Genomic DNA, 12,743 nt, shown 5'->3' on the forward strand with positions numbered 1-12,743 from the left:
CGTCAAGGTACATACACTCCCAGCGGAGGTCGTGGGGCGTCCGCCCACGCCTCAAGGAGACTTCACACCTGGGATTCGTCGTGCGATCCCAGCGCGGTCGCATGACGCGACCGGAGCAATGTGAACGATGCCTCCATCACGGTGAGCGTCGAGACTTCTCCGGAAACCGTCTGCGCCTCATCGCTGGACAGGGCGAGCTCCCACTCCTGACCGGGAGCGGAGGGAACGCTGAACTCCACGCCGTTCTCGGCGGCGTTGATCAGGAGCGCGAAGGAGTCCGCCCCCGGATGCTGCAGGAGGAACGCGATCGACCGGGCGTCGGGGTTGTCCCAATCCTCGGCAGCGAACTCCTCTCCATCTGATCGAACGACGCTGACGGTGTCCTGCGCGTCCTCGGCGTCCGCGGCCTGACGGAACCAGGTCGGCCGGAGCGCCAGGTTGTCTCGGCGCAGCGCGAGCAGCGCCTTCGTGAAGTCGCGCAGGCTCTGATCGGCGTGCTTCCAGTCGAACCATGAGATCTCGTTGTCCTGGCAGTAGGCGTTGTTGTTACCGCCCTGCGTACGACCCATCTCATCCCCACCCAGGATCATCGGCACACCGGCTGACAGCAGCAGGGTTGCGAGGAGGTTACGGCGTTTGCGGTCCCGTCGTGCGTTGACCGCTTCGTCCTCGGTGGGGCCCTCCGCTCCCCCGTTCGAGGACTTGTTGTCGCTCTCCCCGTCGTTGTTGTCTTCTCCGTTGGCGGCGTTGTGCTTGTCGTTGTACGAGGTCAGGTCGGCCAGCGTGAACCCGTCGTGCGCCGTGATGAAGTTCACGCTCGAGAGCGGGGAGCGGCGATCCGCCTCGTAGACGTCCGGGGAGCCCAGAATGCGCTGCGAGACCGTGCCGAGCACGGCATCCTTCCCGTTCCAGAAGTCACGGACATCGTCACGGAACTTCCCGTTCCATTCGGACCAGTCGGCGGGGAAACCGCCCACCTGGTAGCCGGCCGTGTCCCACGGCTCGGCGATCATCTTGACGGGGGCGAGCACGGGGTCCTGCTGGATCAGGGTCAGGAAGGCGCTGTGCAATTCGGCATCGCCGCCCTGTCGCGTCAGCGTGGTGGCGAGATCGAATCGGAACCCGTCGACGTGCATCTCTGTCACCCAGTACCGGAGGGAGTCCATGATCAGCCCGAGTGCGGCGGGGTGCCCCACATTGAGGCTGTTCCCTGTTCCGGTCGTGTCGAAGTAGTTGGCCTCGTCGCCCTCGACGAGGCGGTAGTAGGCCTCATTGTCGATGCCTTTGAACGACAGCGTCGGGCCCATGTGATTGCCCTCGGCTGTGTGGTTGTAGACCACATCGAGGATCACCTCGAGTCCGGCCGCGTGCAGCGCCTTCACGAGCCCCTTGAACTCGGCGACCTGTCCGCCGCCGTCGCCGGCAGCGGCGTAGTCGCCGTGGGGAGCGAAGAAGCCGATGGAGTTGTAGCCCCAGTAATTGCGCAGGCCCTTCTCCTCGAGGTGGCTGTCCTGCACGAACTGGTGCACCGGAAGCAGCTCGATCGCAGTGACGCCCAGGTCCTTCAGGTATTCGATCGATGCCGGCTCGGCCAACCCCGCGTACGTGCCGCGGAGGTGCTCTGGGATGTCCGGGTGCAGCTTGGTGAATCCCTTCACATGCGTCTCATAGATCACGGTCTCCGCCAGAGGGATCGATGGCGACGCATCATCGCCCCAGTCGAAGGCGGGGTCGGTGATCACGCAGCGGGGGACGGATGCCGCGGAGTCTTCGTCGTTGCGCAGCTCCGGGTTGCCCATGTCGTGCGCGAAGACGGCTTGCGACCATGAGTACTCGCCTTCGATCGCGGTGGCATGCGGGTCGAGGAGCAGTTTGTGGACGTTGTGCCTCAGGCCGCGCTCAGGCTCCCACGGTCCGTCCACGCGAATGCCGTAGCGGGTGCCCACTTCCGCGTCCGGCACGAACCCGTAGAAGACGTGCCCGGCCCGTTCGGTCAGCGGGATCCGGGTCTCGGCGCCCGCTTCGTCGAACGTGCACACGTATACGGCATCCGCCGTCTCCGAGTAGATCGCGAAGTTGACGGAACCGTCGACGAAGCTGACGCCGAGCGGATACGGCAGCGGGCGGGGGTGCGCAGCGGACAAGGGAACTCCTTCGAATGCCGGCCGCGTGCACAGATCTGCGGAGCGCGGCCACGGACGGGCGTGTACTTTCTACCGGCCGAAGATGAGTTCTCGGGACGCTTGCCAAACCGGGGCGAGTATGCGCGGGGCAGGCCGTCCTCGCGAAGTGACGCTCCCTCCCACCCGAAGGTGAGAGGGAGCGCGATGTGAAGTCACCCCAGGGGGCGACGCAAGGTCCGGCCGACAGGACCGGGGTTGGGTTGGGGCGATCCTATGTCGGCATCCTGCGACGGACAACGTTCAGTTTCCGACGCGGGCCGTGACCCTCGAGCCCATTCACGTGAGGCTCGGGGTGTCCCGCGTTTCCTCTGCTGGGGGGCATGAGGAGCGCGGGACATCACGCTGGGTGCAACTTCGCCCGCGCCAACCCTCGACGCTCCCGTGCGGAGTAGAGTCACCAATGGATGACCGGGACCCCGTCGTTCCCGCGAGACACATTCGTCTCGCCAACGACGAAGGGGTCACCGATGGCCGACACACTCCGCGGATCCGCGATTCGACCCGTCCGATCGACCACTCCGAAACTCGCGAACGACTTCACAGCGTTGGCGCAGACGGTGACCGCCAGTGGGCTCATGCGTCGGCGCTACGGCTACTACTGGACGAAGCTGCTCGCCGCCCCCCTCGTGCTCGCGGGGATGGTGCTCGTCTTCATCTGGATCGGCGATTCGTGGTGGCAGCTGGTCACAGCCGCCGTGTTCGCGGTCGTGTTCACACAGATCGCCATGCTCGGCCACGACGCAGCGCATCGCCAGATCTTCCGGTCCGGCAGATGGAACGACTGGACCTCACTCGTGATCGGCAATCTCCTGGTCGGAATGAGCTACGGCTGGTGGCAGCACAAGCACACCAGGCACCATGCCAACCCGAACAAGATCGACTCCGATCCCGACATCGAGCTGCCGGTGATCTCGTTCACGCCCGATCAGGCAGCGAGACGACGCAGCGGCCCACTGGGGTGGCTGATGGCGCATCAGGGGCTGTTCTTCTTCCCCATCCTGTTGCTGGAGGGCCTGTCGCTCCACGCATCCGGCGTGCACCGTGTGATCTCACGCGAGCCGATGCGACGCCGACCGGCGGAGATCGCGTTCCTCACCGTGCGGATCGTGGGCTTCCTCGTGCTGGTGTTCCTGGTCCTCTCCCCCGGAATCGCCTTCGCTTTCCTCGGGGTCCAGCTCGGCCTCTTCGGCGTGTACATGGGCATGGCGTTCGCGCCAAACCACAAGGGCATGCCCATCGTTCCCGCGGACGTGAAGATCGACTTCCTGCGCCGGCAGGTGCTCATGAGTCGCAACATCCGCGGCAGCCGGCTGCTGGACACCGCCATGGGCGGCCTCAACTACCAGATCGAGCACCATCTGTTCCCGTCGATGCCGCGGCCGCACTTGCGAGCAGCGTCCACGATCATCGAGGCCTACTGTCGCGAGCGCGGTGTGACGTACACCGAGACGGGGTTGTGGCAGTCGTACGGCATCGTCGTCCGCTACATCAACCGGGTCGGACTCGGTGAGCGCGACCCGTTCGAATGCCCGCTGCTGCAGCAGAGACAGACGGGCTGATCGAACGGATGCCGCGCTGTCCGACGGCCTCGCGGCCGCTCCGGGGCCGTCAGGGGTGAGTCAACGCCGGCCGGTCGGGGAAGTCATCCCCGTCCCCGGACTCGGCCTGAGCCGCATCCTCGCGCACGTCGTCGGTCACCGCATCCGTCGGCGGCGCGTCATCGGCGACAGCATCATCCGAGTGCTTCTCGTGGGGCAGTCGAGGATCGGTCATGTCTGCATACCCTTCGTCGGTGATCAACTTCAGCATCGCCCGGCAGGCACGTGCCGGCTGAGGGGTTGACAGCTCACATGCAGCAGGGTCCGACCCGCCTCCGACCCATGGGTCACGGCCAGCCGCCGAGGTAGGCCTCCACGTCGACCTCGCCGGACATCGCGTGCATCCGCCCCGCGGTCACTGTCACGCCCGGGAAGAGGTCGCTGCAGCCCCACCGTCGATTGCGTGCTGCGGCGCGCGTCACGACGATGCGCAGCAGTTCCGTCCCGGCGGTGTCCACGAGGAGCAGTTCACCCAGATCCTCCCTCTCGACCCGGGTGATCTGATCGCGCAGTTCTCCTCTGTCCACCACGAACGGGTGGAGGATCTCCAGCCGGAGGCGCACACGGTCGAGGCGGCCGGCCCAGGAATGCTCAGAAGAGTCCGTGACGAACTCCGCGCCCGGCAGGGCTGCCAGAACGCCGTCGACGCAGACGAACGCCTGGCCGGCGGTGTGCGTCCGAGATGGCCCGATGACTGCGACATCCACCTTGCCGCTGCGCCTTCCGATCCCACGCGAGCCGGGCACCGGAATCAGATCCGACAGCCGGATCGCCTCGTCGTTCTTGGAAGCGTCATCCGTCTTTCTGCCGGCCGCGTCCGGACCGTCGTGCCACGCGACGGCCGTCGGAACGTGCGCCAGCAGCGCTCCCCGGACCCAGGCGCGGTACGCCCATTCCCAGTCCTCGCCGCCGTACGACGTGAACGACTCGTCGAACCCGCCGACCTCGTCGAACAGACTGCTCGAGCAGGCCAGGACGGCGCCGATGACGAACCGGTAGCTCCTCGCGTCCACCTCCAGCAGGTCTCGGGAATCGCGGTAGGCACGCGACAGCCAGTCCGGCGCGGGCAGTTCATGCTCGGGCGCGGCCCGTTCGATCGCGGCATGGATCGGCACCCCCGACAGGTCGGCATGACGACGAAGCCCGACAGTGACGCAATCCGGCGCGAGAGCCGGAAGGCGGCTGAGTTCGCGGAGGAAGCTCGGCTCCGGCGTGGTGTCTGCGTCCAGGAAGACGAGCACGTCGCCGACGGCCGCTGCGGCGCCGAGATTGCGCACCGCGGCGAGTCGGAACCCGGCGTCATCCTGTCGGACGAGCCGCACTCCGGGAGGAACGGTCGGAGGCTCCGGCGAGCCGTCGTCTGCGACGATGACCTCCGTGCGGCTCGCGGGATGATCCTGTCGCGAGAGCGCTCGCAGGGTTCGTGCGAGCTGCTCCGGCTGGCGGTAGTGCGCGACGATGACCGAGATCATCGGCGGCTCCGGGGGCAGCTCGCCCTCGAGCAGATCCCATCGGTTGCCCGGCAGCGCTCGGCCCTGCGCTCCGGTCATCGATGCACCAGGCCGGCCCACCACAGCCGGTACCGCTCCGCCACATCGACGAGCGAGGGGCTGAGGCCAGTGCCGGAGGCCAAGGATGTCAGCTCCGGCCGCAGCCACGCCTCAGCCACTCGGCGGGGAAGATCCTCGGGGTCGTACAGTGCCAGGGTGCCGGGACGAAGCGCCGCCATCTCCTGCGCGTACCGCGAGGAGACGACGAGCGGCCGTCGGCCGACCTCCACCCAGTCGAGCATGGAACGTGACGCGGAAACGTGCTCGTGGGCGGCCAGCGGGATTCCAGCCTGAACGAGCTGGCGAACGAAGCACTCCTCCTCGAGCAGGCCCGTCACTTCGAAACGCACCCGCCTTCGCTCGGCTTCGGCGCGGAGCAGGGCGAGATCCCCGCCGTGACCGGCCGACGGGCCGCCGATCGCTCGAACGACGATCTCTCCGACCCGCTCGCCGCGTGCCGACAGGATCTCGGCCGCGTCGGCCACGGCGCGGATGGCGTTGGCGTGGCCTTTCCCGGGATAGATGTACCCGGCGATCAGCACGCGAAGGTCTCGCGCGTCAGTGCCCTCGGCTTCGAGCTCCCGTCTCCCCGTGCGGACCCGGTCGACCCGCGCGCCCAACGGGATGACGTGCGGTACGCCCACCTGCGGCAGGAACTCCGCGGTCAACCGCTGCTCGTGCTCGCTGTTCACTGTGACTGCCCGGGCGGCGGCGAAGAAACGCGTGTACGCCGCGGTTCGCCGCGAGAACATGGCGCCGTCGGAGGTCTGCGGCAGATCGTGCACCGTGAGAGTCAGCGCGGTGCGAACCCCGATCTGCTCGAGGTTGTCGGCGGCCTCCTCCGGCGACGCGCCGAACAGACGATCCGTGACATGCAGGTGCGTCCGCGGAGCATCGGCGACCGCGGCGAGCGCGTCGTCGATCGCCGGGACCGCCACCGTCGTCGTTCGCTCGTCGAGCTCATACAGGGCTGCGGCGACATCAGCGGCGTACCCGACGACGCCGTGATCGGGCGGCCCCACGAGCAACTGCAGCGGGGGGGCTTCGGTCACCCGGCTCATGGTTATACGCACATGTCGTCCACGTCAAGCCGCAGGTGGTTCCGGGTGGACGAACTTATCGTCAGGGACAGAGGTGGCTTGACGGCCAGCTGACCCGATCCCCCCGACGGAGCACGATGGCACTGCACGCGCGCGCGATAGATCTCGAGAACCACCAGGACGTGGCATCCCGGATCATCACCGTCGCATCTGCGCCCGCCGGCCACCCGTATGTCGCTCGAGTCGCCGCGGCCCCGGGCGTTTCCGTGCTGCCGGATCCGCCGATCGCCGGGCGCCCGGCCGACGTGTGGTGGCCGCCGGCCGTCCTCGACCCGGTCTGGATCGATCAGCACCGGCACGCGGCAGACCTTCTGCACATCCATTTCGGGACCGAGTCGTTCTCGCCCGGCCATCTCACGGCGGTCATCGATGCCGCGCACGCCGCCGGATGGCCGGTCGTGTTCACCGCGCACGATCTCGAGCACCCGCAGCTCGGCGATCAAGCGGCCTACGCCCTGCAGCTCGACGAGCTCTTCCAAGGGGCCGACGCCGTCGTCACGCTCACCGACGGTGCGGCGGCGGTCATCCGCGAGCGCTGGAACAGGGAGGCCGTCGTGCTGCCGCATCCATCCGTCCTGCCATACGACGCCGTAGGCCCTCGCGTTCTGGCGCAGAACGAGATCCGGGTCGGCGTGCACCTGAAGGATCTACGACCGAATGTCGACGGGCCGGGCACCGTGCGCACACTGATCGGGTCCGTCGACCGTCTCCGCGCTGCCGGGGTTCCCGCCGAGGCGGAGGTGCGTCTGCAGCATCGCGTGCGCGACGAGCGGGCCCGCGACGCCGTGCGGGCGCTCTGCGCCGACGGCGAGCACACCACGCTTATCGAACACGAGCGACTGTCCGACGCGGAGCTCGTCATCGCTCTCAGCCGGCTCGACGCGTATGTGCTCCCCTACCGGCACGGCACCCATTCGGGTTGGCTGGAACTGTGCTGGGACCTCGGCGTCCCGGTGGCTGCCCCCGCAGTCGGCTTCTACGCCGAGCAGCATGCCGAGGGTTCGGCCGCCTACCCGCCCGGCGACTCCTCCGCGCTCGCCGATGCCCTCCATGCCCTCGTCGCCGGCCCGCAAGCCACGCGAGCGGGGAGCGTCGAGCGACGCGAACTCATCACCGTTCGCCGCGGGATCCGCCAGGAAACGGACGCGCGGGTCGCGGAGGCCCACGCCGCGTTGTATCGGTCGCTGCTGGACGGGCGGCCGCGATGACGATCCTGGCGCGGCGACTGCGGATCGTCGTGATCGCCCCGCTGCGCTTCCCGATCCGCGTGCCGCACTCGGGCGGACTCGAATCCGCGGTGTGGTCCGAAGTCACCGCGCTGCGCGCCCGCGGGCACGATGTGCGCCTCGTCGCGGTACGCGGATCGGACTTCGTTGCGGAGGGCGGCGCGTTCGAGCTGCCCAACCTGGAATGGCCGCGCGATTCCGCCACGTCCGACGTGGCCTATCCGCTCAGCTACGAGTCCACCACCGTCCCGGCACTGGAGCGCGCACTCGAGACGATCGCCGCAGGGCCCGAGCGTTTCGATGTCATCTCGAATCACTGCCTGCACCCTCTGCCGATCCGACGCGCGCCGACCCTGGGTGTACCGATGGTGACGACGCTGCACACCCCGCCGGATCCGGGATTCGTCGCCGCCCACGCCGGCGCCGGATCGGCGGGGAGCATCTTCCTGTCCGTCAGCGAGTTCACTCGTCGGGAATGGGCCCGGGCGGGTCTGCACTCCGAGGTGCTGCCCAACGGAGTCGACTCGACCGCGTGGCCGCAAGGCCCCGGTGGCGACGCGCTGGTGTGGTTCGGTCGCATCGTGCCGGAGAAGGCGCCGCACCTCGCCGTCGAGGTGGCTCGTCGCCTCGGCAGACCGATCGTCCTGGCCGGTCGCATCGGCGACCAGGAGTACGCGGATGAGATGCTGCTGCCGCGGCTCGGCACCGGCGCGACCTACACCGGACCCCTTGTCCCGGCGCAACTGGCCGAGCTGGTCGGAGCGGGTGCCGCCACGCTTTCCACCCCCGCCTGGGCGGAGCCCTTCGGTCTCGTCGCACCCGAGGCCCTCATGTGCGGAACACCGGTCGTGAGCTTCGCGGTCGGCGGGGTTCCCGAGATCGCGGCACGCAGTGTCGGTATGGAGATCGTCGCCCCGGGCGATCTGGACTCGATGGCCGAACGTGCCGATGAGCTGATCCGTCGCTGCGATGCCGACCCGTCCTTCCGGACGCGCATCCGGCACAGCGCGACGCGAGGCTTCTCGCTGGACACGCGGATGGCGGCGCTCGAGAGCCGGTTCTTCGAGATGGTGGATTCTGCGGGCTATGCCGACGGGCTGACGGCGTGACGGAGAGCATCGGCTGGTACGTCCATCATCATGGGCGCGGCCACCTCACGCGCCTGCTCAGCATCGCACCGCACGTGGACGCGGACATACGATGTTTCAGCTCGCTCCCTCGACCCGACATGCTGCCGTTTCACTGCACGTGGACGATGGTGGACCGGGACGACGAGGTGGCCGGAGACGGCGGCGATCCGCGGGACGCGGACCCCACAGCTGGAGGGCTGCTGCATTGGGCGCCGCTCGGACACCGAGGGCACCGCGGACGGATGTCGGCGATCGTCGCGTCGCTGGCCGACGATCCCGTCGACGCGTTCGTCGTCGACGTCTCCGTCGAGGTGACCCTCCTGGTCCGGCTCCTCGGCTTCCGGGTCGTGCTGATCGCGCAGCCCGGCGCGCGTGACGATTCGGCGCACCACCTCGCGTTCCAGGCCGCGACGACCATCGTCGCTCCGTGGCCGCGGTCGCTGCTCGAGCCCGCCCACCTCGCGGCGTTCGGCAACAAGACGGTGTACACGGGCGGCATCAGCCGCTACGAGGCGAGACTGGCCACGCCACCGCCGACCAGCCCGCGCGGGGATGACATCGTGGTCCTGGGCGGCGCCGGCGGTAGCGCCGTGTCAGGCGGCGACATCGCTTCCGCAGCGCAGGCGACGGGCCGCCGCTGGCACGATCTCGGGGCCACACCAGATGCGACCTGGTCAGCCGACCCGTGGGGCGAACTCACCACTGCGGGCGCGGTCGTCTCGTGGGCGGGTCAGAACGCGATTGCAGACCTGGCTGCGGCCGAGACGCCCGCCATCGTCATTCCACAGGAGCGGCCGTTCGCCGAGCAACGCGAGACGGCCCGCGCACTCGAACAGGCGGGGCTTGCCATCGTGATCCCGGAGTGGCCGGAGCGTTCTGCATGGTCCTCCCTGATCGAGCGGGCGACGAACCTGCGGCCCGACTGGGACAGGTGGGAGGTGCGCGGCGCGGCGGCGCGCGCTGCTCGGGCGATCTGCGAAACGGCCGGCGGATGCCGGTGAGAACCGAGCGCCGGAGCACTGCGGCGGTGTCCGTCGTCACGCTCTGCTCCGCACCGCGAGTGTCGCACGTTCGCAACCAACTGGCCGGCCTCGCGGCCGGTCACCCGGCGACCCGCACCGTGGTCTGGATGGGTGACGACGAGCCGGCCGACCTCGACGCCGAGCGGATCATCCGACTGCCACCCGGAGAGCATGGGCTGCGCCTGGCGGCCGCACGCAACGCTGGAGCTTCCGTTGCCATCGCCGACGGCGCCGACCTGCTCGTGTTCCTCGACGCGGACTGCGTCCCGGGTGCGCACATGCTCGGGCGATACCGCGCCGCGTCCGCGGCCCATCCCGATGCGGTCCTCTGCGGGCCAGTCACATACCTGCCCGCGGGGACGGATGCCGCGGACCAGGACACGCTGGCCGCGCTGACCTCGCCGCATCCGGCGCGGCCGAACCCGCCGGACGGCGAAGTGCTCATCGCGAGTGCGAGCGAATACCCGCTGTTCTGGTCTCTGTCATTCGCGCTCACCGCCGAGACGTGGACGCGAACCGGTGGGTTCCATGACGGCTACGAGGGCTACGGCGCCGAGGACACCGACTTCGCGTTCTCACTGCGGCGTGACGGGGTGCCTCTGGTGTGGGTGGGAGGCGCACACGCCTACCATCAGCACCACCCGACGACCTCCCCGCCCTGGCAGCATCTCGATGACATCCTTCGCAACGGCTCGCTGTTCGCCGCGCGCTGGGGAGGGTGGCCGATGACGGGCTGGCTGAACGCCTTCGCAGAGGCGGGAGCCGTGCACTGGGATGGCGCACAGTGGCGTCGGACGCCCGACGCCGCGCACTCCGCCTAGCGTCGGCGGAGGAGCGTGTCGGCTGCGCCGAGCAGGTCCGCCGCGACCGCGTCCGGCGCGAAATCGACGATCCCGGCTCGCGCTCGTCCTGCGAGCGAGGCACCCAGTTCGGGCGATTCCAGCACTCGAGCAAGCGCAGCGGCCAGATGGACGGCATCGTGCGGAGGCACCATCAGGCAGTCGACACCGCCGACACAGAAGTCGTCGAACCCGCTGCCGGAGGTCACGATCAGCGGTGTGCCGACGGCCTTCACCTCGACGGCTACGTTGCCGAACCCCTCCCAGCGCGACGGGCACATGACGACCGTCGCCTCTCGGATCGCGCGATAGAGCGCGCCCCCGGACACATGCCCGAGCCACGTCACGCGCCCACGCGCAGACCGCGGCACGCTGTCGAGCAGTTCGGCGCGCGACGGCTCGAACCGCTGATCTCCTCCGGCACCTGCCAGGACGAGCCGCGCACGCGGCATCCGTTCCGAAAGCCGGCCGAATGCCGCGACGGCTTCCACCACGCCTTTGCGGCGTTCGGACCGGCCGAGGAAGAGCACGATCGGATCGCTGCCTTCCGGCCATCCCGCCGGCAGCGCAGCGCTGCGCGACAGCGACTGCACGCGATCGACGTCGATGCAGTTGCGCACGATGATCGCCGGAGGCAGGTCGCCGATGAGGGATTCGGTGCGCGCGAGCATCGCGGTCGAGATCGGGATCAGCCCCGCCGACCGCCGGATCTGGCGCGCCTCGCGTCGGATCTGCAGCGCGACCGGCAGTCGGCTCCCGCGCGGCAGGTCGCGCAGTCCAAGCCCGGAGATCTCGTTCGCCAGTCGTGCGCCGGTGGCGAGATTGGTCAGCAGCGGTGCCCGCCCGGGCAGACCGGCCCCGAGCGCACACCACTCCGGCAGGAAGACGCAGTCGTATCGCCCCTTCCGGTAGGCGGCCCGGATGCGCCGCGAGCGGTCGAAGAGGGCGACCGTGCGAGCCTGATCGTCGGTGCGATGGAATGCGAGCAGGCGGACGCCGTCCAGATCGGCACCGGGCAGCGGCGGCGCGTCCGAGAAGACGATCAGATCCACGTCGACGCCGCCCCGCACGAGCGCCGGAAGCAACGCTGCGTAGTGGCTGCCGATCCCGCCGGTGTACGCCGTGAGACCCGCGTATTCGGTGGTCGCGACCAGCCACCGTTTCCGCGAACCACCGCTCCGCGGTTTCCGGGTCACCGGTACCGCCGCGGCACGGTCCAGGGGCGTCCGAAGACCGCGTTGAAGCTTTCCGGGAAGAACGGACTGTCGCCTCCTGCCGGATAGCTGGTGAGCTCGCCGAACACGATCCTGCCGCCGACGTCGTAGAGGTCGACGCGGACGAAGTCCGTTCCCGTTCCCAAGCGACCGGCGAGCTCCAGCATCTCGTCGAGACGCGCGGGCTTCGCGGGTGGCGGGTCGGCCCATGGCGGACCACCGCTCAACGCCAGGTGCCGCCACTCCGCGTCGAAGAAGTCCTGCGTGCGCAGGCCGAAGCGTCCGGCGTCCACCTGGATGAACGCGCACGTCCCGTGGAAGACGAAGAACTTGTAGTCATCCGGGATGCCGCCGTCCTCCCCGGTGAGCATCGCTTCGACGATCACACGACGTGGTACGTACCCGTAGGCCCATTCGCGATTCGGCCCCTGTCCGTACAGCTGATCGAGCCAGCTCTGGGTGAGCGCGATGAGTCCTTCGCGCGGCGCCGAGTCTGTGCGCACGTGACGGTAGGTCCAACTCGCCGATGTCGGCGGTAGGCGAGCGTCCGGCGGGGCGGTGTTGGAGACGATCACGGCCGCGCCACTGCCGTGGGTCGGCTTCACGACGTAGGCGTCTGGGAGAACGAGATCGCGAAGGTCGGCGGCATCATCGACGATCGCGTACACCTCCGGCAGGTATTCGGAGCCGATCAGCTGTGCGACGTGATCTCGAACGGCTGCTTTGTCGGCGAAGGTGACGAGCAGCGCACGGTGGTCGCGCAGCATCTTGTAGCGGACCTTCTCGCGAAAGGTGCGCGGATGCCTGGTGCGCCACAGCCGGAGCGCGCGCACGAGGCGGCTGCGCTCACGCCACGGCACCGGCGCTTCGGTCATGAGCCC

At 68.9% G+C, this 12,743-nt stretch carries 11 protein-coding genes; 5 read left to right on the forward strand and 6 right to left on the reverse strand.

Features of this window, described 5'->3' with window-relative positions; genetic code table 11:
* Positions 1 to 62: 62 nt before the first annotated feature.
* Entirely contained in the window at positions 63 to 2,144 is a 2,082-nt protein-coding gene (gene glgX, locus BLT19_RS16515) for a glycogen debranching protein GlgX (protein WP_231917697.1), read from the reverse strand.
* Positions 2,145 to 2,650: 506 nt separating this feature from the next.
* Between glgX and BLT19_RS16520 the strand changes: the two genes are divergently transcribed.
* Positions 2,651 to 3,742 (forward strand): fatty acid desaturase family protein, encoded by a 1,092-nt coding sequence (locus tag BLT19_RS16520; protein WP_091492568.1) that lies wholly within the window; start codon positions 2,651 to 2,653, stop codon positions 3,740 to 3,742.
* Between the two features lie 49 nt (positions 3,743 to 3,791).
* On the opposite strand, the gene BLT19_RS17810 is transcribed toward BLT19_RS16520, so the two are convergent.
* The 3 genes from BLT19_RS17810 to BLT19_RS16535 all read right to left on the reverse strand — a co-directional run bounded on the left by BLT19_RS17810 (position 3,792) and on the right by BLT19_RS16535 (position 6,383).
* Complete coding sequence (locus BLT19_RS17810) at positions 3,792 to 3,956, reverse strand: hypothetical protein (RefSeq protein ID WP_172825658.1); 165 nt, start codon at positions 3,954 to 3,956, stop codon at positions 3,792 to 3,794.
* Positions 3,957 to 4,068: 112 nt separating this feature from the next.
* Positions 4,069 to 5,331, reverse strand: coding sequence for a glycosyltransferase family 2 protein (locus tag BLT19_RS16530; RefSeq protein WP_091494307.1), 1,263 nt, complete (start codon positions 5,329 to 5,331; stop codon positions 4,069 to 4,071).
* Positions 5,328 to 6,383: a glycosyltransferase family protein gene (locus BLT19_RS16535; protein ID WP_091492574.1), complete on the reverse strand. Its 1,056-nt coding sequence runs from the start codon at positions 6,381 to 6,383 to the stop codon at positions 5,328 to 5,330. Before BLT19_RS16535 ends, BLT19_RS16530 begins: the two co-directional genes overlap by 4 nt.
* A gap of 125 nt (positions 6,384 to 6,508) precedes the next feature.
* On the opposite strand from BLT19_RS16535, the gene BLT19_RS16540 reads away from it, so the two are divergent.
* Genes BLT19_RS16540 through BLT19_RS16555 form a run of 4 tightly spaced genes read left to right on the forward strand, consistent with a single transcriptional unit; the run spans position 6,509 to position 10,630 of the window.
* A complete protein-coding gene (locus tag BLT19_RS16540; RefSeq protein WP_091492576.1) occupies positions 6,509 to 7,639 on the forward strand; it encodes a glycosyltransferase in 1,131 nt (376 codons plus the stop codon).
* Complete coding sequence (locus BLT19_RS16545; protein ID WP_231917698.1) at positions 7,636 to 8,766, forward strand: glycosyltransferase; 1,131 nt, start codon at positions 7,636 to 7,638, stop codon at positions 8,764 to 8,766. Before BLT19_RS16540 ends, BLT19_RS16545 begins: the two co-directional genes overlap by 4 nt.
* Entirely contained in the window at positions 8,763 to 9,788 is a 1,026-nt protein-coding gene (locus BLT19_RS16550; protein WP_091492579.1) for a glycosyltransferase, read from the forward strand. The genes BLT19_RS16545 and BLT19_RS16550 overlap by 4 nt, the downstream gene beginning before the upstream one ends.
* Entirely contained in the window at positions 9,779 to 10,630 is an 852-nt protein-coding gene (locus BLT19_RS16555; RefSeq protein ID WP_091494316.1) for a glycosyltransferase family 2 protein, read from the forward strand. Before BLT19_RS16550 ends, BLT19_RS16555 begins: the two co-directional genes overlap by 10 nt.
* Here BLT19_RS16555 and BLT19_RS16560 read toward each other — a convergent pair.
* On the reverse strand, positions 10,627 to 11,844 hold the full coding sequence (locus tag BLT19_RS16560; protein ID WP_172825659.1) for a glycosyltransferase family 4 protein: 1,218 nt from the start codon (positions 11,842 to 11,844) through the stop codon (positions 10,627 to 10,629). The two genes, BLT19_RS16555 and BLT19_RS16560, sit on opposite strands and share 4 nt — an antisense overlap.
* Positions 11,841 to 12,737: an ATP-grasp fold amidoligase family protein gene (locus tag BLT19_RS16565; RefSeq protein ID WP_091492585.1), complete on the reverse strand. Its 897-nt coding sequence runs from the start codon at positions 12,735 to 12,737 to the stop codon at positions 11,841 to 11,843. Before BLT19_RS16565 ends, BLT19_RS16560 begins: the two co-directional genes overlap by 4 nt.
* Positions 12,738 to 12,743 lie beyond the last annotated feature (6 nt).

The sequence above is a fragment of the Microbacterium pygmaeum genome, assembly GCF_900100885.1.
Taxonomy (GTDB): domain Bacteria; phylum Actinomycetota; class Actinomycetes; order Actinomycetales; family Microbacteriaceae; genus Microbacterium; species Microbacterium pygmaeum.

What these genes read in the sequence shown, in the direction of transcription:
- BLT19_RS16555 (WP_091494316.1), top strand. Translation starts at nt 9,779, where the DNA reads ATGCCGGTGAGAACCGAGCGCCGGAGCACTGCGGCGGTGTCCGTCGTC.
- BLT19_RS16565 (WP_091492585.1), bottom strand. Translation starts at nt 12,737, where the DNA reads ATGACCGAAGCGCCGGTGCCGTGGCGTGAGCGCAGCCGCCTCGTGCGC.
- BLT19_RS16540 (WP_091492576.1), top strand. Translation starts at nt 6,509, where the DNA reads ATGGCACTGCACGCGCGCGCGATAGATCTCGAGAACCACCAGGACGTG.
- BLT19_RS17810 (WP_172825658.1), bottom strand. Translation starts at nt 3,956, where the DNA reads ATGACCGATCCTCGACTGCCCCACGAGAAGCACTCGGATGATGCTGTC.
- BLT19_RS16545 (WP_231917698.1), top strand. Translation starts at nt 7,636, where the DNA reads ATGACGATCCTGGCGCGGCGACTGCGGATCGTCGTGATCGCCCCGCTG.
- BLT19_RS16530 (WP_091494307.1), bottom strand. Translation starts at nt 5,331, where the DNA reads ATGACCGGAGCGCAGGGCCGAGCGCTGCCGGGCAACCGATGGGATCTG.
- BLT19_RS16520 (WP_091492568.1), top strand. Translation starts at nt 2,651, where the DNA reads ATGGCCGACACACTCCGCGGATCCGCGATTCGACCCGTCCGATCGACC.